A 20,477-nucleotide genomic window follows, 5' to 3' on the forward strand; every position below is an offset into this window, starting at 1 on the left:
GGTCGTTCTCTGTTTCGCATCCGCAATGGTGTCGGCAGAAGAAAAGAACATTCTGGTCACCAGCGGCAGTGACCGTGCGGCACCGATTGCTGTTGTGCCATTCGGATGGCAGGGCGGTAACGTACTGCCGGAAGACATGGCGGAAATCGTCAGCAACGATCTGCGCAATTCCGGCTACTACGCGCCGATCCCGAAGCAGAACATGATCAGCTTGCCGACCCAGGCCAGCGAAGTCATTTTCCGTGACTGGAAAGCGCTGGGTGCCCAGTACGTCATGGTCGGCAACATCACGCCTGCCGGCGGACGTCTGCAGATCCAGTACGCGCTGTTCAACGTAGCCACCGAGCAGCAGGTTTTGACCGGTAACGTGTCAGGCACCAATGACCAGCTGCGGGACATGGCGCATTACATTGCCGACCAGTCGTTCGAGAAGCTCACCGGCATCAAGGGCGCGTTTTCTACCCGCATGCTTTACGTGACGGCCGAGCGTTTCTCCGAGAACAACACGCGTTACACCTTGCAGCGTTCGGATTACGACGGTGCTCGGGCAGTAACCCTGCTGCAATCGCGTGAGCCAATCCTGTCGCCACGTTTCGCGCCGGACGGCAAGCGTATTGCCTATGTATCGTTCGAACAGAAGCGCCCGCGCATTTTTGTTCAGCACATCGATACCGGTCGCCGTGAGCAGATCACCAATTTTGAAGGCCTGAATGGCGCGCCTGCATGGTCGCCGGATGGCAGCAAGCTGGCATTCGTTCTGTCCAAGGACGGTAACCCGGAGATCTACGTAATCAATCTGGCTTCGCGCCAATTGAGCCGCGTTACCAATGATTCTTCGATTGATACTGAACCTTTCTTCGGAAAGGACGGGTCTACGCTATACTTCACGTCGGACCGTGGCGGCAAGCCACAGATCTACAAGACAAACATTAATGGCGGCGGTGCCGAACGTGTAACGTTCGTGGGTAACTACAACGCCAACCCGAAATTGTCAGCGGATGAAAAGACGCTGGTAATGATTCACCGGCAGGACGGCTTCACTAATTTCAAGGTGGCAGTGCAGGATTTGGCCCGCGGTAGCGTAAAAATTCTCACAGATAGCAACCTTGATGAGTCGCCTACTGTTGCGCCCAACGGCACCATGGTAATCTACGCCACCCGCCAGCAGGGCCGGGGAGTCTTGATGCTCGTGTCCATTAATGGACGCGTAAGGCTCCCGCTTCCTACCGCTCAAGGCGAAGTCAGAGAACCTTCCTGGTCCCCTTACCTGAACTGACGCGGCGCTACACGATTTGCTTAACACACTGGGGTTCATTAGGAGTTTCAAGATGGAAATGCTGAAGTTTGGTAAATTTGCTGCGCTGGCTCTGGCCATGGCTGTAGCTGTAGGTTGCTCTTCCAAAGGCGGCGACAATGCCGGTGCAGGCGGTGCTGTTGACCCTAACGCTGGTTACGGCGCCAACACTGGTGCAGTTGACGGCTCCCTGAGCGAAGAAGCTGCTCTGCGCGCAATCACTACCTTCTACTTCGAATACGACAGTTCGGACCTGAAGCCAGAAGCCATGCGCTCCCTGGACGTGCACGCAAAAGACCTGAAAGCTAACGGCGCTCGCGTTGTTCTGGAAGGCAACACCGACGAACGTGGTACTCGCGAGTACAACATGGCACTGGGCGAGCGTCGTGCGAAAGCCGTTCAACGCTACCTGGTTCTGCAAGGTGTTTCCCCAGCTCAGCTGGAACTGGTTTCCTACGGCGAAGAGCGTCCAGTTGCTACCGGCAACGACGAGCAGTCCTGGGCTCAAAACCGTCGCGTCGAACTGCGTAAGTAATTTGACATGCGAACGTGCCGACGTGCTCTAACCGTTTTGGCCCTCGCCCTTCCGCTTTCAGCGTTGGGTGCGGCACCTGTGGTCGATAACAATTCTGGCTCTGGCAGCAGCAGTTATCCGCCAGCGGGTTATGGCACGTCCGGCGCCTATGCCGGGGGAGGGGTTACGGCCCCTGCCTCGGCACAAGGTCAGCTGTTCATGCAATTGCAGCAAATGCAGGACGAAATCGCGCGTTTGCGCGGTGTTGTCGAGGTCCAGCAGAATGATATCCAGCGCATGAAGCAGGAAGCTCTGGAGCGTTATCAGGAACTCGATCAACGCATAGCCAGTGGCGCAGCCGCTCCGGCTACCAATAATTCTCAACCTTCTGGTGGCGCTATCGATGCCAGTGGGACGCCTTCGGCCTCAGCGGCTCAGCAGGCACCGGCAGCAGGCACCGAGCCTCCTGACCCGGCGAAGGAAAAGCTTTATTACGAAGCGGCCTTCGATTTGATCAAGGCAAAGGATTTCGACAAGGCCAGTCAGGCCTTTACCGCTTTCCTGCGCAAATACCCGAACAGCTCGTACGCGGGCAACGCCCAATACTGGCTGGGTGAAGTGAATCTGGCCAAAGGTGACCTTCAGGGTGCCGGTCAGGCGTTCGCCAAGGTCAGTCAGCAGTATCCGAAGCATGCCAAGGTGCCTGACTCGCTGTACAAGCTGGCTGACGTCGAGCGTCGTCTCGGTCATACCGATAAGGTCAAAGGCATATTGCAGCAAGTAGTCGCCCAGTATCCGGGCACCTCAGCTGCACAATTGGCGCAACGAGATCTTCAGCGTCTTTGATGTTCTGACCCGCTGATCAAGAAAGCCGCGCTAGTCGCGGCTTTTTTCGTTAGAATCTCGCACCCGAAATTCCGGTACACCCTACGCTTTTCCGGATTCTGCGATTGCAGGGTCCTTTGAAGTGCCTGACGGAGGCGGACGGCCTGTTTAGCTGTTACGCCCGTGGCTGATATGCAAGACACATTACGCATCACCGAAATCTTTCACTCGTTGCAGGGTGAAACCCGTACGGCTGGCCTGCCTACCGTATTCGTCCGCCTGACCGGCTGCCCATTGCGCTGTCAGTATTGCGACAGTGCCTACGCATTCAGCGGTGGGACCATCCAGACGCTGGATGACATCGTTGGGCAAGTGGCGGCCTATCGTCCTCGCTATGTCTGTGTGACCGGCGGTGAGCCGCTCGCTCAGCCCAATGCCATTCCGTTGCTCAAGCGTCTTTGTGATGCTGGCTATGAGGTCTCACTGGAGACCAGCGGCGCGCTGGATATCTCGGCAGTCGATCCTCGTGTAAGTCGCGTTGTGGACCTCAAGACCCCTGGGTCAAAGGAAGTCTCGCGTAACCGTTACGAGAACATCGAGCTGCTGACGAGAAATGACCAGGTGAAATTCGTGATTTGCTCGCGCGAAGATTATGACTGGGCCGTCTCCAAGCTGATTCAGTACGGTCTTGAACGCCGTGCGGGCGAAGTCCTGTTCTCTGCCAGTCACCACGAGCTTAAAGGTCGTGATCTGGCGGACTGGATCGTTGCCGACAATCTGCCGGTACGGTTGCAGATGCAGTTGCATAAAATTCTTTGGGATGACGAGCCGGGGCGCTGACATGAGTGAATTGACCAATACCGAAAAAAGAGCCGTGATCCTGCTGTCCGGTGGGCTGGATTCTGCAACCGTCGTCGCCATGGCCCGCGCAGAAGGCTACGCCTGCTACACCATGAGCTTCGACTACGGCCAGCGTCATCGCGCCGAACTGGATGCCGCAGCGCGCGTTGCCCGCGATCTGGGTGCAGTCGAGCACAAGGTCATTGGCCTGAACCTCAACGGCATTGGCGGCTCGGCATTGACCGATAGCTCTATCGCCGTGCCGGAGTCGCCCTCTGAAGGTATTCCGATAACTTACGTACCGGCACGCAACACGGTGTTCCTGTCGCTGGCGCTGGGCTGGGCAGAGGTGCTGGGGGCACGGGATATCTTCATCGGCGTCAATGCCGTGGACTATTCAGGCTATCCCGACTGCCGTCCCGAGTTTGTCGAGTCGTTCGAGCGCATGGCCAATCTCGCGACCAAGGCTGGTGTGGAAGGGCAGGGGTTCACAATCAGAGCGCCGCTGCAGAACCTGAGCAAGTCGGACATCGTCAAGGCAGGCGCTGCTTTGGGGGTCGATTACTCACTGACGGTTTCCTGCTATCAGGCTGATGACCAGGGCCGAGCCTGTGGCAAATGCGACAGCTGTCGCCTGCGCGCCGAGGGCTTCACAGCCGCAGGCATGGCAGACCCGACACGTTATTTTTAAAGTTTTTTGAAAAAGGTGTTGAATTACTGATAAAAATCAGTAATATACGCGCCACACAACAGAGGGTCGTTAGCTCAGTTGGTAGAGCAGTTGGCTTTTAACCAATTGGTCGTAGGTTCGAATCCCACACGACCCACCATTTCGAAAATCTGGAAGGCCCATGAAAATGCGGATTTCCAGATTTTTTTTTGCGTTGCAGATCTTCAGGTCGGAGAGCTGATTGAGCTCCCGTCATGAGTAAAGCGACGATCTGTAAGGCAGTTGGCAAGTCTTTCGAAGCTGAAGGCAGTAGTACCGATCGAGCGTAATGCGCCCAGACAAGCAGCCGTCTGTCGCGAAACATAGCGCTGGAAAGTAGTGATGTCAAATTGCGGGGCGGAGTGCCTGCTCAAGGTTACCCAACGTCACGCGTTTTGTTCACCCTGTTGCAGCAAGTGGCTGTTATCGGCGATAGCAGGGGTTTGCTGAGGTCGAATGTCTGCTGAGTCGACTGGAAACGATGACGGCATTGGGCATATTCTGACGCCATGGGCTCACTGTGCGGATCTGCCGATCCAAGGGATCCTGTAGAAGCTATCAGCTGCTTGAGTCGATATCTTGTCTTCACTAACAGCTGATATGTCTGCCTGGGCCGGATCCTGAACAGCCATTTCACCTGCAGCGTTTTCTCTGATCCAGCGCGCAATATCCTCCAACTCGCCGAACTCATATTCCATGTCCGATGCGTCTGTGCTCAGAGTCGCACCTTGCGCTTTGTGGTCGAAGAAGCTGCCAGGCGTGCGGTAGCCAGAGACCGGTGCTGAGGTAACGTTGTCTGCCTCTGGTGAATGCCGCGTCAGTGCGTAAGGCTGCGTCACAGCGATCTCTGAGTCAGCATCCTCCGTTCTTAGTGCTTCACAAGATTCGCCCATTGCGTCTGGCAATTCTGCTTCAGTTACCAAGCTAACCGACGGTCCTGCGCTCGCAGCCCCAGGTCCCGAGGTCTTCGGCAGTATAGGTCTGATTAGATAGTTAATCTTGGCCTGCTTTTGACCTCTTTCATTCATGACGTCTCGCATCAGTTCGTAGTCTGGCTCTATGTACTCCATGGTCGTGGCTATGTTGGAGTGATTGAGTAGGTTTTTGGTGATATGAATGTTGCGCTCCGGCTGCCTCATTAGCTCGCTGGCTATCGTGTGCCTAAACCGATGCGGTGTCATACGCGTTCCAGTCATGGCAGTAAGTTTTTTGTACATGGCTTCCACTTGGTCAGAATTCATGTGGGCGCGCTTATAGTGACCAGAGAATCGGTTGATATTGAAAATCTGATCGGTCGCAGAAAAGCCAACCTTTTTGGCGGTATCCATGACGAGTACCAGATGCGGCATTAGCCCATCAGGGATAGGAATCATGAACTCCCGATGCGTTTTTTCGGTTTCGCCCCTGACTCTGATCAGTCGCTGACTGAGGTCTACGTTTTCATACCTCAAACAGAGCAAAGCGTTAAGTCTTATGCCCGTGTAGTAAAAAGTTTCAAACACTGCCAGCCAAAACCACGCCGGGGTGATTTCAGAACGTTTTCCAGTAGACAGTTCTTCCTGTACGAGAAACCTTAGCCAGTTCCGTGCCCGGACAATGGTGTCGTTTCCAATCGTCTTCTTCGGACGTTTTGTTGGCATCACACGAGTATCTTTAAGCGGGTTCACCTTCAGTTCAACAAGTCCGTGTTCCATCGCGTATCTGTAAACTGTTCGTAGATGGCTTGAGTAAGTGTTCCAGCTCCGCTTGGAGATCCTTTCCAGTTCCGATCTGCGCCAGTCCAGCATGTCTCTATGAGTGGTTTCACAGGCAAGACATTCTCCAAAAAAGTTCACGTACGCTTTAGTGGCTGCCCTATAAATCTTCACTGTGTCAGGACGTAGGTCATGGGTAAGGATGTACTCCTGGGTCAGCTCCGGAAGCGTCATCGTGTTCATTCAGATGTTTCCTTATCTGCCAAGTCAGCCAAGGTTATAACCGGGTTGTCATAGGGTACTTCGCTGAATACGTCGGTAGGCTCCAGGAGCAGATAGCCCCTCAACTGCTTGCTTTTGCGCGGGCCTTTCACTAAGCAGGTCCAGATGTTCAAACCTGCAGGAGTTTTGCGGTGTTTTTTCAGCTTCTCAAATGCCCGCTGGACTACCTGCCAAGCTTCGAGGTCACGCTCTTTGGCCTCTCGCTCGATCGCCGGATGCTCAAGCGCGTAACGTTTGAAAATGTCAGGACTGACCAGAAACGCGGTGCTTTCCACGGTATGAACACGTGCTTTGGCGTCGTTGATTATGATTCGGTGAGAAATGACGCCACCCTTCAACCAAGTCAGAAAGTTAGTGCCGTGGTTTGGGGCCGAGTCAGCCGAGCTGTTCGCGGTATCTGGTCCTGGAGCAGCTCCGCTGGGGCGGGTGTCTTCGGCAGGTCGCTTGGGTTGGCTAAGCCGTGTGGGTGTTTTGATATGGGGGGAGAAGGGGATCTCGTCCGCCCCTTGGTCGTCGTCCAAGCTTTGTACCGGACCTGCTGGAGCGACTGGAGCAGTTGGAACAGTGTCTGGGAATAGGTCCAGCAGCTCATCCAACGCATCAAAGTCTTTTGTCGGTGCCGGTGCCGGTCTGGCAGTTGGTTGCGCTGCAGCCTGGTCGACAGACTTAGGTAACTTTTTGGATGCGGCTGGCTCAGTTTCTGCGGCTCCTGGACTGACCTGTACCACATCCTCTGCCGCTGCAGCAGACTCCACGGTGAGCGTACCGGTATAGCTCTCGGGTCGATCGGTTGCGTTCGGCCAGATCAGTGCCGGCGCTATTTTCAGCACTGTGAAAGTATTCTTCCAGCCACGGCCATTGTCGATGCTGGCCTTCCAGATCGCCTTACCATCACCGTTTGGTTGAATGATTGCCTGGTCTTGGAGCAGATTGAACATTGGAGCATTCGAGGTGGGTATGTGCTCAATCCCTTGGGACAGTAAATGAGCTCGCAGCTGATCTACTGCCGGCTTGCTGACAAGCCACAAGCCATCCTGAGTCAGCCAGCCGTCCGAGGGCCCATCAGGCTGGTTCAGCTTGAATTTCTCAGCTACAAGCATCCGCAGGCCTTCAGCCAGTTGCCTCTGAATAGATTGCTTGGGAGCGGACATTGCGCGGCCGGGGTTGCCGCCCAATTCCTGAGCCACGGACGCTTGGTCAGCTTGCGACACGATTTCACCAAGGATATCGGCGTGCTCATACTGGCCCGCGAACGCGAACACCAGCTGCGCCCATAGTTCTGGAAAGCCGCTGAGCCAGTCCAAGGCTTTTGCCGGAATCACGCTGCAGTAGATCAGAGAGGATGCGGCACCATGCAGTCTGTAGTCGCGACCCTTCACATACTTAAAACGATATGGTTGATCCAGAGGCCCGTGCCATGGGTGCCAGATGGTGCCATCGGTGAGTTCTACTTTTACGTCTACCGCAATCTTCCCCAAGTCGTGGACCAACGCTCCGTAGGCCGATGCGGCAGACCACGCCTCAGACTGGGCTGCTTGGGACTCTGGTGGCGCTCCAATCGGCAACAGATACATCTGCCGGATTTTCAGAGCATACGCGACGATTTCCAGGCCGTGATCCAGCATGCCTCCATGGTAAGCATGGTGGTGGTTCTCTGAAGCGGGAAGATGTTGTACCAACGCCGCGTAGCCTTTGAAGGCTTGCACATAGAGCGTTTCGAACTGCTCGCGAGGGAGCGACGTTCGTTGCCAGATATTCTCAATGAGCTGGCGCCGACGGGGAGTGGAGAGTAATGCGTCGGGTGACTCTGGTTTGAAAAAGCCCGCAATGGAGTTGGATGGTTTGGTCGGAGACGCTTTTCTTCGCAACAAAAAATTGAGCATTGAGGCACCCATGATGGAGTCATTGGTGGGCCTTTTGCTCTACCTGGCTCGGCATAACAAGCCGAAACCCATATCCATCCCGGAAAGGTTATGTAGATAAATTAACACTTCGAGGTTTGGGATCCAACCCTGCACGCCCAGAGCCATGGTGCCACGACTACAAGAGAAGATGTAGCCTCTCTAATAGGAGTTCTATGGTGCCCGAAGAGCGAAAAGTCCGTCCGAGCACCCTCCAGAAATCATTTGCTGACTATTTTGGCGGAATAAGATAAGAGACTTACCGTTATTTCCATTACTTCAGCCCAAGTCGTATTTGCAGTAGCGCCCTCGGCCGAGGACCGGCGAATGTCGGTTGCGTTTTGGGGGCTGAATCGTATGCGCCCGGTATGCCTCGAGATCAAAGGGGCGACGCTTAGGAAATTGAACGGCAGCTACCGGCCAACAGCGGTTATCAGATGTCTACATAAACCGGGGTTATTCACTAGCGGTCTAGGGGGCGAGTGGCGTGTTAGCGTTACAGTCACGCTCGGCTTACACGATCGACGAGATCCCGAATGAGCACTGTTGGCAAAGGACATAACGACAATGCTGAATATTGATTACGACATCGAAACCGTACGCGCATCTCGTGCAGGCCACACCTTCCATGAGCGATGGGCTGCTAGACGAGCGCTGCAACTCGTCTTTCCGAACGATGATCTTTATGCGATCGCCGTCGAAGGAATTTCATCAACTGAGACGGCAAGACCTGGATCCCAGGCCGAAGAGGTTGCTGACCTTGTCCTCTATTATGGTCGTGGGGACAATTTTCAGGCCTGTGAGCGACTCGAGACCGTTCAATTCAAGTACAAGGTTCGCGAAGAAGCTGTCACTGCGTCGTATCTCAAAAAGACCATCGAGAAGTTTTCAGACACGATACTCGGCTATGAGAAGGATTTCTCAGCTGCCGAAGTCGACAAAAAGACGTCATTCATCTTTGTCACGAGCGCTGAGTTTAAGGACAGCCTCTGGGAAGCGATAAAGTCCCTCATTGAGGGAACGAACCCTTCATCCTCCGACGCAGCCACTCAATTTCGAAACCTTAAGAAGTGGTGCGCAAAGCGTGGTCTTTCAGATGCAAGCCGTCTCTTCACAAGGATAGTTTTTCGAGCTGGAGAAAAGAGTCTTGCGGCTCAAGATAATGCCCTCAAGCGCACACTCACCGACTGGTCGGCAGGTGCTGACTTGGAGGCTAGAGGGCGTATTTTCGGCCTTCAGGAGCTCGTTCTAAAGAAAGCTGGCCCAAGTGGTCAAGGTAAGAATCTGATTCATCGCGAAGATGTCTTGGACGCCCTCGACTGCGAGTCGGAGGATCTCTTTCCGGCTGAGACCCGCTTCATCGACGTGGGTGAGGTCGTTGAGAGAGTTGAACTTTCGATCACCAGCAATCTGGTCAAGGAGTCAAATCTACCCGTCTTTGTTCACGCGGAAGGAGGGGTAGGTAAAACAGTATTTGTCCAAAGTCTCGCAGCAATCATGGCAAGCGAATTCGAGGTTGTCGTTTTTGATTGCTTCGGTGGTGGCTCATATCGCTCGGACAATCATGCCCGGCATCTCCCAAAGATCGGGCTGGTGCAAATCGTCAACGAATTGGCCTCGCGGACTCTATGTGATCCGATGCTGCCTGGAGGGGATGACAGTCGCAAAGTCATCAAGGCGGCGTGCAAACGACTTTCACAGGCAGCGACAGCGATTCGGGCTCAGTCGAGCAAACTAGGTTTGCTTATCATCATTGATGCTGCTGATAACGCTCAACTCGAAGCGGAAGACCGCCATGAGGAGTCGTTTCCGAAGCGTCTTCTCGCCGCTTTACACGAGGAACCGATTGATGGAGTGAAGCTGCTTCTTACGGCCCGCCCCTACCGTAAGGATAAGGTCATTAACTGCACCAAGGTAAGCGAGATCGAGCTAGGACCATTTACCGATCCAGAGGCCCGTGAGTTTTTGAAAAGCCGGAAGCCAGATGCTTCCGAGGTGGCAATAGCCACTGCCTTGGTTCGATCTGGTCGAAACGCACGAGTCCTTGACTACCTCGTTCAAACCTGGGACATGAATGTTCTGGGTGAAGCTTCGAGAGCTAATATCACGGTCCCAGAGATCATTGCTCAGCGTTGCAGCAAGATCATCTCGGATCTGCATATCGCTGGATGGCCGAATTCAGAAATAACCGAATTTTTCGTCGCTCTGTCACTACTACCTCCCCCCATCCCACTTGAGGAACTGGCGCGCGCACTTGGGTGGCCAGTGGTCCAGGTGAACACCGCCGCATCTGATTTGGCTCCAATGCTTGAGGTCACATCGCACGGTGCGATCTTCAGAGACGAGCCCACGGAGTCTTATATTCGGGAGACATTTTCTGAGCGGCCTGATGCACAAAGAGCTATTGCAGACCGCCTTCTAGCGTCACAATCGATCTCAACCTATTCCGCTGAAGCGTTACCGCACTTTCTTGTCGTGATCAAAGATAGCGATCGAGCCTTCGCACTCGCTGACTCAGTCAGCTTCCCGAGTTCGGTGCAGTCGGAGTTTGGCCGGCGCAGGCTTACACTAGCCCGGCTTCGTGCGGCGTTCAGACTGGCTGTGGCAGAGGACGACTTTGACCGAGTGCTTGGCCTCAGTATGAGGTTAGGGCAGGTTGCTACGGCCAACATGCGAGGCGACGAGTTCATTCGCCGTTCGCCTGCTCTGGCAATTGTGCTAGGAGACTCTGACTCCTATCGTCGCCTCTTTGCTGATCGCTCAGGATGGCGTGGTGCTCGAAGCGCTCGGTTGACGGTTGCGCATCGGTTTGCGGGTGACTCGCAAGAGGCACAAATCCAATGTGAGAGCACAATCCGGTGGATTAACTGGCATTCCGCTCAGCTGCGTGACGAAACACATCGAGACTTGGCCGGCCCGGAAGTTGGTGACTACTTGGCGGTGCTATTTCACCATGTTGCTCAGGGGGAGTTCAGCAGGGCCGATTACAACCTTGCTCGCTGGAATGATCGCTTCTCAATGTCGGCAAGCGACGAGCTTTTCCAGCTGCTACAGCTGCTCGATCAGGCAAGCGGCACTTCGGTACTCTCTGATTTTGTCTCGTTTGCCGTAAGCAACGAGTGCACGTCGCAGGCGCTTAAGCTGCAGCTGTTATCGCAGCCCCGTTACCTTCGAAAACAGCAGGTGAAGTTACTAGCGAATGCGATTGTAACTTCGGCTTCTCCCATAAACGAAGATGTCGAGCGCTTTCCGGCGGGGCTCGAGCGAAGCAGAAGTTACGTTGTGGATGCAGCTATAACGACTCTCTTCCACAGTTCGCGAGCCGCAGCTGCGGCTATCATTCGCCACACACCAGTAACTCGTCCTGCAGCATTCGAATACAACGAGCGTTTCGGACACTCGAGTATTTGGGGCTCCATTCTTAGCGCCTGTATTGTTGCGTGGTCGGCTGGAAGAAGGGTTGCCTATCATGACTTGCTTCCTAGGGAAGTGAAGGTCACCAGGCAGGCGAAAGCTGTCTCGACCAAGAAAGAGTTGCAGGGGTTCTTGAAAGCTCTTCGCCAGCCCATTCCAGAGCACGCGCGTGAGAAGGGTGATAAAAACAAACTGAGAGCGAGGTTCAGCGACCGAGAATGCGAAGAGATAAGTAGAGGAGTCGAGCTGGCGCGAGAGCTTACTCGGCCAATTGAGGATGCCGTTCTCTGTCGGACGTCTCTCACGGAAACCAGTGTCAACGAGTTTTTGCAGGCGTGGCGCAAGCACTTGCGGAATGATATTCACTGGCGAGCTGAAAGCGCAGTGGATTCGCTTGCTCGCTCAGTCGGTTTCGGTTGCATGCATATCTTGCTAGAGCAGGCACCTTCGGTATCTGCCGAGCAGGCTGCGACCATGCTTGAATTGGTTTCTACTGGGCGGTTCTTCGTCCAGCAAAAAATCGACTTGTTAGGCCAGCTCGCACATCGATCTAACCTCCACGCTCTTGCAGGTGAATTTGCACAGCATGTCGCAGAGGTTATCCGTCAAGATGACAATATCGAACAGCGTGGGGATACCTACGTAACACTTGCTGCTTCTCTTGTGCCGATGAGTATTGATGAGGCGCGAGAATACTATCGGCAAGGTCTTGCTCAGTTGGATCAGTTGGGCGGAGAGAGCTATGAACTAATCTACTCACTTCTTGAGCTTGCAAGTGCCCAGAAAGGCGGCTTTCTCAAGCCTGTGTTGGCTCAGCGACTGATGAATCTCTGTCAGACTATCGCGAGTAGCGAGCCTAGAAAGTTCGGGTGGACGGTATTTGCGCGTGCCGCAGCCCAATCCATAGGATTTCCGGCGATGGCAAAGCTCGTGCGTTGGCACGACCAGGATGTGGCGGATCTTTCATATGGAATGCCACAGCTTGCATGCTTTCTTGCCAAAAATAGAAATCTTGATCCCCGTCGCGCGGCTCTCATCCTAATGCTTTGTGAGGATCATGGTTGGTGGGATTGGCGTTCCGGAGATGGGGTTGCTGATCTACTTAAACTAACTGCCCCTTCGGTTCAACAAAAGATTTATCAGGCTATCGTCGCCAAACTGAAGGCAGAATACCCTTTCGGTGGCTGGCCCTCACTTTGGGAAGGCTTTCTCGAAACAGGCAATCAATTTCCGAACGTAGTTACTTCAGAAGAGCGTGAGGAGATCCAGCTGCTATGGGTTGAGTCTAAACGCAGCCAGGAGGAATTTAACAGTCGCAATAGCTCGTCGCCGGCATTCCGAGCTGTTCAAACCCCGAAGCCAAGCGAGGCAGAGATTGATGATCTCATTGCAGCGCTGGTAGCGGCTTGCGATCCAACCTCGGCAAATTCTATCGACAAAATATTGAAGATCATCAAGAAGAACGACAATCTTCCGTACTCGGATAGGCAAAGTTTTATCAGTAGAGTGAGCGATGCCTGTCCCTATCCAAGACGCTTGGCTTTTTTGTTCGCAGTTTGCGATGCGGCCGAGCTAGGTTTTACTCAGTCGCTGGAAATCCTCGCAGAGCGTTTCACGGCATGGAGTGGCTCATCCGCCCATCTTACTTCTAATAAGGCAGCGCTAGTTGAGCGGTTGTTTGAGAACAAGAGTGTCGAGTTGTTCGAGGATCAGTTCTCTAACATTACACGTGACATCCGCCAGCTGTCGGACTTCTGTGGTGACAAGCGGTTTGTATTGAGGCTCATTCTTCGAAAGGTCGCTGCGGATGAGGTGGAGCTAGGTGGTGATGAATGGATTCAACTTTCTACTGCGCTGTGTGACGTGGCATCAGGTCAAGCTAGCCTCGATTCGCTTGAGTTGCTCTTGTCCGGGCCAGCTGCCCGCATCGCTGATGAGATAGGAGAGGGCCAGCTACGGCCTGAGCAAGAAATCAGTTGCAGCGAAGCAGAGTTCGTGTCTGACCTCATTTGGCATCGCCTTGGGAACGAAGATGCTTACGTCCGCTGGGCCGCCGCGAGAGGGCTGAATACACTTGTCGAGCTAGGGCTCAACAATGAGCTCAGTTTGTTGCTCGATCGCTTTGATCAAAGAGAAGTGGGATTCCTTGCCTCCGCAGAGTTGAAGCTCTCCTTTCAAAACTCTCAGCAGTGGTTGCTTATGGGACTCGCGCGGGTTGCTGCACAACATGGAAAAATACTCGAACCACTTAGGCCCAAGCTGGTGGCTCTTGCTCAGCGAAACGACTTACATGTCATACACAAGGTTCACGTCGCCAGGTGTCTTCGGAATATCGATGGGGACAATGCCGATGACGCAGATTTAGCTGCGTTGCGCGAGCAGATCGACAATCCCCCCCTCGGTTTTCTTACTAGTGACGGTTACCCGGCTGCCGTAAAACCTACATCAGGATTTGAATTCGACTACGAATTTACTAAGCACGAGATCAGCGGTCTTGCTCGACTTTTTAATGTGTCAAAGGGAGTAGTTCAAGATGCTCTCGCTTCGGAGATTACGCTCCGATGGCCGGAGGCAGACTCGATGGATTACTTCCCGGGCCGGGAACGGCACCATTGGGATCATGGGAGTCGATATGAGCTGTATCGGGAACATGTTCAAAGGCACGCATTGCTTAGTGCCGCTACAAGCCTATCAAAGGCTCTACCGGTAGTTATTCGGAGCTATGACGCTGACGGTGAATCACCGTGGAAGGAATGGCGTGATCGTTACGATGTCACGTTCGAGGATGGTATATGGCTGTCAGACCGTAAGGACTCTGTACCTCAGCAGGCGAAAGAAAACCTGTTAGGTGAAAGGGCGGGTCGGCAGGAGGTGCTGCAGGAGCAGGGAACATTGCTGCGAAAATTAGGCTATGTGACCGATGATAGCGACGCGTTTTTCCCACTATATGGCCGCTGGTCATCGCCTGATGGAGTGTCGGTAAGCATTACTTCGGCGCTGACTGAAAGACGGGGAGCGATAGGTAAGTGCATGGCATTAGCCAAACAGCCTAGCCATGATCTTTGGCTACCTGAGTTCTGGGATGAAGGGTATTACGACCGCCGGATTCGCCAGGAGACCCCTTTCGCGCCATTTGTGTGGGCACCTGAAATCCACAGTCTTGGTATCGATGTAGGAGAAGAAATCGCTGCTCAGGGGGCGGGGAGAAGACCGCGACTTGGCGTCAACCTCACAAATAGCTTGGGGCTGGAGAATCAGTTACACAGTAATGAGTGGCGCACGAGAACTGGACGATTGGCTTTGAGAAGCCAGGTATGGGGCAGTTGGAAACCGGATCCCGATGGCGGCCGTGCGCACCATCAGGATGATGGCGCGATCTTATGGGCTACGCCCGCATGGCTTGCAACGACATTGCCCGCTCTCAATCGACAACTCGTTTTCACCGTAAAGCTTTGGAAATCCAAGTCATCGCGCGACTACAATCCTTCAAACGACCTCAGATCAATCCTAGTAGGACTGCGCTCCGATGACGGCTCGTTAAGGCTTTGGCCGGCAAGGAAGGCTTCGAAAAGTGTTTATTGATGGAGTCAAGTCACGTTACGCCGGTGCAATTACCCCGGTTCTCGCGGCTCCGACAGACGAAACCTGCGAGATCCTGACTGGCCCGGCGGGGCTTGAGCCAGATGTTTCGGCCGAGATATCGAATTGCGACTAAATTCGAGATACCTTTGAGCGTCCGCTTTTGGCCGATTGCTGACATCCGCGCCAAGCGGAGCTGGCCTAAGATCATGCCTGCATTTAATCGGTGGCAGCGGTTGATCCGCATCATAAGCCGACCCCCCGAACAGCTGATTACAAGGAAGTTGCTTTTATTATGTAAATCATAGGGTTACAGATTTCCTTATTACGTGCCATATCCCTGCAGGCCGCACCCAGCGCAACGACGATCCCCTTTATTACGTGGGCAAGGCAGGGCGACCGAAGTGAGTGGGCCTGTTGGTGAGACGAGCCCGTAGATGGCGGGCAGCTGCCAATGAAAGACTTCCCTTTACATGCGGATATCCGTATATTCGTTTATTCGTATGTAACTGGTGTCCGTCATGATCACACCCCCTGAAGTGTTCAAAAGCCTGGCCGATGAAACACGCGCCCGTGCCACCTTGCTGATTGCCAGTCATGGTGAGCTCTGCGTCTGCGAATTGATGTGTGCTCTCGCGGATAGCCAGCCAAAGATCAGTCGACATCTTGCGCAACTGCGCAGCAGCGGACTTTTGCTGGATCGCCGCCAGGGGCAGTGGGTCTACTACCGTTTAAACCCGAATCTCCCAGCATGGGTGAAAGAGATGCTGGAGACGACTTTGCAAGCCAGTGCTAATTGGCTGCAGGACAACACTTCCCGCCTTCTAAACATGAAAGGTCGTCCTGTAAGTGATGTGGCCTGTAACTGACCTCTGCGGGCCACACTTTTGGCTCGGCACCAATCAATAAGCTGACGGAGCAATATATGCGAGTCCTGTTCATGTGTACGGCCAATAGCTGCCGTAGCATCCTTTCAGAAGCAACGTTCAACCACTTCGCGCCGGAGGGATTCGTAGCGGTGAGTTCTGGAAGCTTTCCCAAGGGGCAGGTTCTGCCGCGTAGCCTGACCACTTTGCAGCAGGCAGGCATTCCCACCGAGGGTTTATACAGCAAGGGGAATGATGCCTTTGAGAACGACCTGCCGGATATCGTAATTACCGTTTGCGACAGAGCGGCCGGTGAAACCTGCCCCGTTTATTTCGGCTCTGCGCTCAAATCCCATTGGGGTCTGGAGGATCCCTCCGACGTGATAGGTGACGAATCAACCGTTGACGCTGCGTTCCGGGCCACACTCGTGCGCATTGAACAACGCTGCAAAGCGTTTCTCGCTCTTCCCTTTGATAGTCTCAGCCGTGATGAGCTCAAATCCGAGCTCGACCGCGTTGGCGCTCTTTGACAGGAGTACATATGTCAGAGCAACTTCCTAACCTCGATTACTCACTGTTCGACAGCACACGAATCGCTCCCGAGCCGATTAATCACAAGCCGCGCATCCTGCTGCTTTATGGGTCAACTCGCGAGCGATCCTTCAGCCGCCTATTGGTTGAAGAGGCTGCGCGTCTGCTTGAACACCTTGGGGCGGAAACGCGAATCTTCAATCCCTCGGGATTGCCCCTGCCCGACGATGTCCCGGTGGATCACCCTAAAGTGCAGAAACTGCGCGAGATGGTGTTGTGGTCGGAAGGTCAGGTCTGGTGTTCCCCGGAGCGACACGGTGCAATGTCTGCTGTGTTCAAGGCGCAGATCGATTGGATTCCCTTGGAACTTGGAGCCGTCCGCCCTACGCAGGGCAAGACACTTGCAGTAATGCAGGTTTGCGGCGGCTCGCAGTCTTTCAATGTGGTCAATCAATTGCGTGTGCTGGGGCGCTGGATGCGGATGTTCACCATACCCAATCAGTCTTCGGTGCCAAAGGCATACATGGAGTTCGATGAAGCAGGCCGGATGAAGCCGTCGGCACTTTACGACCGAGTCGTCGACGTGATGGAAGAACTGGTGAAGTTCACCTTGCTGCTGCGCGCCCGTCAGGATTTCCTGGTCGACCGTTATTCCGAACGCAAGGAAACCGCCGAACAACTCATGGCCCGCGTAAATCAGCGCTCGATTTGAGGCCAACACTCTTAGTGTCTAAGCATTCTGGTGTACGTATCGCGTCCTATGTTCAATCGGCCCCACAGCAAAGCCCACCTCGGTGGGCTTTTTTGCGGGCGATGGACGCCTCGGTAGAGGCAGATCTATTGATGGAAGAATGGCGTCAGCAGTGGGTGATTCAAGGCAATGATGTCGTGTGCCGCATGTGCGATCGGCGGCGCTTGGTCTGTGGGCATGAAGTCTTCTCGCACCGGCGGTCCTGCATGTGGCATGTGTTGCAAAAAAAACATAGCCCCTGGCAGGCCTTTGCCAGCATCCTGCGGCCTTTTGACTGGGAGCATTGATTCATCATGGATCACAAAAATGTCGCGCATCATGCCTAAGGATGGCGCCTTGCGCGGGTAGTTTTGCTCTGATGTGAGAAGATGCTGGACTTCTCCTACGTAGCTTTTGAACGGAGATGCAGTCTCTTGTAAAGCGACGTATGTTTTTCCAAGTGTGGACAATTTTTGATGGCTGCCTTCGGTGACCTTTTGTTGCTGCCCATTTCCGGCGGACCCGCCGGCCTTTTCGGGTAAGGCACTTACCCTTATTCCCCATTCCATTGAACCCTTGCTCCTCCATTTGCTTCAGTCCATTTCCCTTTTCCATGTTGGTCCGAGCCGCGGATGGCCAGGAGCCTGCTGCAGGTTTTATTTGCTGCAGATACCAATCATGTATTCAGAGGCTGAATCAATGTGGTGCCTTGATTTTTTACGTTACCCACCGCCCGGTCGACGGGGAACCACTCAAAATCATCGACAGGCCTGCAGCGCTCCTTCGCCAGTGTTTCTGCTGTCTGAGGTGTGTTTTCAAGATCAAGCCAGGCTCTTGCATCTTCGGCAGACAGCACCACAGGCCGACGATCATGGATGTCGACCATTCCCGAATCGCTCGCAGCAGTGATAATCACGAAACCGTCACCGTCGTGCGCTTCTAGTCCGGAATGCACCTGGGCCAGTGCCGCGAAAAACATGGGTTTCTGACTCTTCAATCTGATGAAATACGGCTGCTTTTTCTTCGGATCAGTTGGGTCTTTCACCCATTCAAACCAGCCGTTCGCAGGGGCAATGACTCGACCAGTCGGCCACAATTCTTTGAAAAACTTTCCGGTCATTACGGTCTCAACGCGTGCGTTGATAGGCGCTGGACGCTTGCCTTTCGCCCAGAACGGTTCCCAACCCCACCGAACCTTGTCGACGCTTAGGCCCTTTTCAGTGGACCGGATGATCTCAACTTTAGTGCTTGGGGCAACGTTGTACCTCTGGATAGGCCAAATGTCATACCCATTGATGATCAACTGCTCTGGGGCAAGCTCCTTGAGGTAATGGTCCATCGCTTCATAGATCGAATAGCGTCCGCACATGATTTCACCCGTTATGTCACTCGTCGAAAACCGCAGCCTGTTCGATTGACCGCGTGTGGGGCAAAGGGTTTACTGTATATTCGTACAGCTATTTTCCCAATCAGGTGTTTACCATGAGCGTAGTCATTCTCGGCCCGTTGTCTGAAGGGGGTTGCAAGCTCCCGCTTTACTCATTCCAGGTGCCAGCGGGATTTGCATCTCCCGCTGTTGATTACATCGAAAAGCATGTTTCGTTGGATGAGATGACCGAGGTACGAGCGCCTCACGTGTATCTCGCCAAGATTCTCGGAGATAGCATGGTTGGGGCAGGCATATACGATAAGGATCTGATCGTGGTGGATCGCAGTCGTAATGCAGAGCACGGCGAAGTCGTGGTGGCGGCTCTGAACAACTCTGATCCGATATGCAAGCGCCTCTACATGATGAATGGGGTAGTGAAACTTCAGTCGGAGAACAGCGCCTATCCGACACGCCACATTTTGGAGGGTGACAACTTGGTCATCTGGGGCATCGTCACTTACAACCTGCATCGCCATGGAAAAGCATAAGCCGGTATTCGCGCTGATCGACTGCAATTGCTTCTATGCCAGCTGCGAACGCGTCTTTCGCCCAGACCTCGAAAAGACCCCTATCGTGGTTCTCAGCAACAACGACGGGTGCGTGATCGCACGGAGCTACGACGCCAAACCGTTTGTGAAAATGGGCGCGCCCTATTTTCAGATCAAGAATGTACTGAAGCGAAACGGCATCAAGGTTTTCAGCAGCAACTATGCGCTTTACGGAGACATGAGCGAGCGCGTGATGTCCATCATCGAGTCCATGGTGCCAGCCTCCGAGGTCTACAGCATCGATGAGGCGTTTGCCGATCTCACGGGTGTCCCAGGCAATTTGACCGCATTCGGGCGTCATATCCGGGCAACCATCTTCAAATGCACAGGCATACCCGTCGGCGTTGGCATTGGGCCTACCAAAACTCTCTCCAAGCTTGCTAACTACACTGCCAAGCGATTGCTTTCACACACAGGCGGTGTGGTGGATATCTGCGATCTCCATAATCGCAACTGGGTACTGCGCAACACGGCTGTGTCTGAGGTCTGGGGAGTTGGCAGAAAAATGAAGGTCCACTTGGAGGCCATGAACATCCGCACCGCGATGGATCTCGCCCGTGCCGATGCCCGGACCTTGAGAGATCGGTTCAGCGTTGTCATCGAGAAAACTGCACGCGAGCTCGCCGGCGTTTCGTGCCTGGAGCTGGGAGAGGCTGCACCGCCCAAGCAGGAGATCTGCTGTAGCAGGATGTTCGGCAAACGGCTCACGACCATCGAGCCGATCAAGGAGGCAGTTGCCACATACACCCAGCGCGCGGCCGAAAAGCTTCGCTCGCAAAACTCATTGTGCAAGAAGATCCGAGTAAGTATTCGTACTGGGATGTTCAATCCAGACGAGGCCAAATACGCCAACGGCGCGTTGGTTGAGTTGCCTTACCCAACCAACGACGTCCGATTGATGACCAAAGCTGCGACAGAGGCCGTGAGTCGTCTATTCCGACCTGGCTTCAAATACAGCAAAGCCGAGGTCCTGCTCCTGGATCTGCGACAACCTGGCGAGTTCACCGATGACTTATTTGCAGCCTGTCAGCCAGCGGCAGCTGAGAAGGTGATGGGGGTCCTGGATGAAATTAACTCGCGCTGGGGTAGGGGGACGCTAAGGGCTGGAAGCGTCCCTGCAGATCCTCAGTGGGCTATGCGTCGTGATTTAATGAGTCAGAGCTATACGACTAAGCTTGATCAGCTGTGGACCGTCAGAAGCCAGTGAATTCACGGTTGGGTCATGCGTAGACCTTCAGATCCTTGGATGGTCTCGATTCAGCCAGTATGAATCGGACATGCAGGATTTGGACGTTGCCACAAAGTACAACTAATCACGGAA

General features: G+C 54.0%; 15 protein-coding genes and 1 tRNA gene. 12 read left to right on the top strand and 4 right to left on the bottom strand.

Features of this window, described 5'->3' with window-relative positions; genetic code table 11:
- Positions 1-25 precede the first annotated feature (25 nt).
- The 6 genes from tolB (at position 26) to RYA97_RS22025 (ending at position 4,303) form a co-directional block, all read left to right on the top strand.
- Entirely contained in the window at positions 26-1,276 is a 1,251-nt protein-coding gene (gene tolB / locus RYA97_RS22000; RefSeq protein WP_216597196.1) for a Tol-Pal system beta propeller repeat protein TolB, read from the top strand.
- Positions 1,277-1,328: 52 nt separating this feature from the next.
- The gene (gene pal, locus RYA97_RS22005; protein WP_002554651.1) at positions 1,329-1,829 is read left to right on the top strand and encodes a peptidoglycan-associated lipoprotein Pal; all 501 of its coding nucleotides are present in this window, start codon (positions 1,329-1,331) and stop codon (positions 1,827-1,829) included.
- A gap of 6 nt (positions 1,830-1,835) precedes the next feature.
- Positions 1,836-2,654, top strand: coding sequence for a tol-pal system protein YbgF (ybgF, locus tag RYA97_RS22010; protein ID WP_054991767.1), 819 nt, complete (start codon positions 1,836-1,838; stop codon positions 2,652-2,654).
- A 171-nt stretch (positions 2,655-2,825) separates the two neighbouring features.
- Complete coding sequence (queE, locus tag RYA97_RS22015) at positions 2,826-3,473, top strand: 7-carboxy-7-deazaguanine synthase QueE (RefSeq protein ID WP_002554649.1); 648 nt, start codon at positions 2,826-2,828, stop codon at positions 3,471-3,473.
- Position 3,474: 1 nt separating this feature from the next.
- A complete protein-coding gene (queC, locus tag RYA97_RS22020) occupies positions 3,475-4,164 on the top strand; it encodes a 7-cyano-7-deazaguanine synthase QueC (protein WP_002554648.1) in 690 nt (229 codons plus the stop codon).
- A gap of 63 nt (positions 4,165-4,227) precedes the next feature.
- A tRNA-Lys gene (locus RYA97_RS22025) sits at positions 4,228-4,303 on the top strand.
- Positions 4,304-4,697: 394 nt separating this feature from the next.
- Here RYA97_RS22025 and xerC read toward each other — a convergent pair.
- The gene (xerC, locus tag RYA97_RS22030; RefSeq protein WP_017682846.1) at positions 4,698-6,119 is read right to left on the bottom strand and encodes a tyrosine recombinase XerC; all 1,422 of its coding nucleotides are present in this window, start codon (positions 6,117-6,119) and stop codon (positions 4,698-4,700) included.
- Positions 6,116-8,053 (bottom strand): MobH family relaxase, encoded by a 1,938-nt coding sequence (mobH, locus tag RYA97_RS22035; protein ID WP_085741147.1) that lies wholly within the window; start codon positions 8,051-8,053, stop codon positions 6,116-6,118. The genes xerC and mobH overlap by 4 nt, the downstream gene beginning before the upstream one ends.
- Positions 8,054-8,626: 573 nt before the next feature.
- On the opposite strand from mobH, the gene RYA97_RS22040 reads away from it, so the two are divergent.
- The 4 genes from RYA97_RS22040 to arsH all read left to right on the top strand — a co-directional run bounded on the left by RYA97_RS22040 (position 8,627) and on the right by arsH (position 17,161).
- Positions 8,627-15,055, top strand: a complete 6,429-nt coding sequence (locus RYA97_RS22040) for a hypothetical protein (protein WP_237249608.1) — start codon at positions 8,627-8,629, stop codon at positions 15,053-15,055.
- A 518-nt stretch (positions 15,056-15,573) separates the two neighbouring features.
- On the top strand, positions 15,574-15,921 hold the full coding sequence (locus RYA97_RS22045; protein ID WP_017682849.1) for a metalloregulator ArsR/SmtB family transcription factor: 348 nt from the start codon (positions 15,574-15,576) through the stop codon (positions 15,919-15,921).
- A gap of 56 nt (positions 15,922-15,977) precedes the next feature.
- Positions 15,978-16,448 (top strand): arsenate reductase ArsC, encoded by a 471-nt coding sequence (locus RYA97_RS22050; RefSeq protein ID WP_017682850.1) that lies wholly within the window; start codon positions 15,978-15,980, stop codon positions 16,446-16,448.
- An 11-nt stretch (positions 16,449-16,459) separates the two neighbouring features.
- The gene (gene arsH / locus RYA97_RS22055) at positions 16,460-17,161 is read left to right on the top strand and encodes an arsenical resistance protein ArsH (RefSeq protein ID WP_085741149.1); all 702 of its coding nucleotides are present in this window, start codon (positions 16,460-16,462) and stop codon (positions 17,159-17,161) included.
- 125 nt (positions 17,162-17,286) lie between these two features.
- Here arsH and RYA97_RS22060 read toward each other — a convergent pair whose 3' ends face one another.
- Together RYA97_RS22060 and RYA97_RS22065 are read right to left on the bottom strand one after the other, a co-directional pair.
- On the bottom strand, positions 17,287-17,748 hold the full coding sequence (locus RYA97_RS22060) for a hypothetical protein (RefSeq protein WP_017682852.1): 462 nt from the start codon (positions 17,746-17,748) through the stop codon (positions 17,287-17,289).
- Positions 17,749-17,855: 107 nt separating this feature from the next.
- Complete coding sequence (locus RYA97_RS22065; protein ID WP_085741150.1) at positions 17,856-18,548, bottom strand: SOS response-associated peptidase family protein; 693 nt, start codon at positions 18,546-18,548, stop codon at positions 17,856-17,858.
- 113 nt (positions 18,549-18,661) lie between these two features.
- Between RYA97_RS22065 and RYA97_RS22070 the strand changes: the two genes are divergently transcribed.
- Both RYA97_RS22070 and umuC read left to right on the top strand, forming a co-directional pair.
- Complete coding sequence (locus tag RYA97_RS22070) at positions 18,662-19,096, top strand: LexA family protein (RefSeq protein ID WP_017682854.1); 435 nt, start codon at positions 18,662-18,664, stop codon at positions 19,094-19,096.
- Positions 19,083-20,363, top strand: coding sequence for a translesion error-prone DNA polymerase V subunit UmuC (umuC, locus tag RYA97_RS22075; protein WP_017682855.1), 1,281 nt, complete (start codon positions 19,083-19,085; stop codon positions 20,361-20,363). Before RYA97_RS22070 ends, umuC begins: the two co-directional genes overlap by 14 nt.
- The last annotated feature ends 114 nt before the right edge of the window (positions 20,364-20,477 follow it).

It is taken from the genome of Pseudomonas syringae group sp. 26L6, from assembly GCF_032587815.1.
Lineage (GTDB): Bacteria > Pseudomonadota > Gammaproteobacteria > Pseudomonadales > Pseudomonadaceae > Aquipseudomonas > Aquipseudomonas amygdali.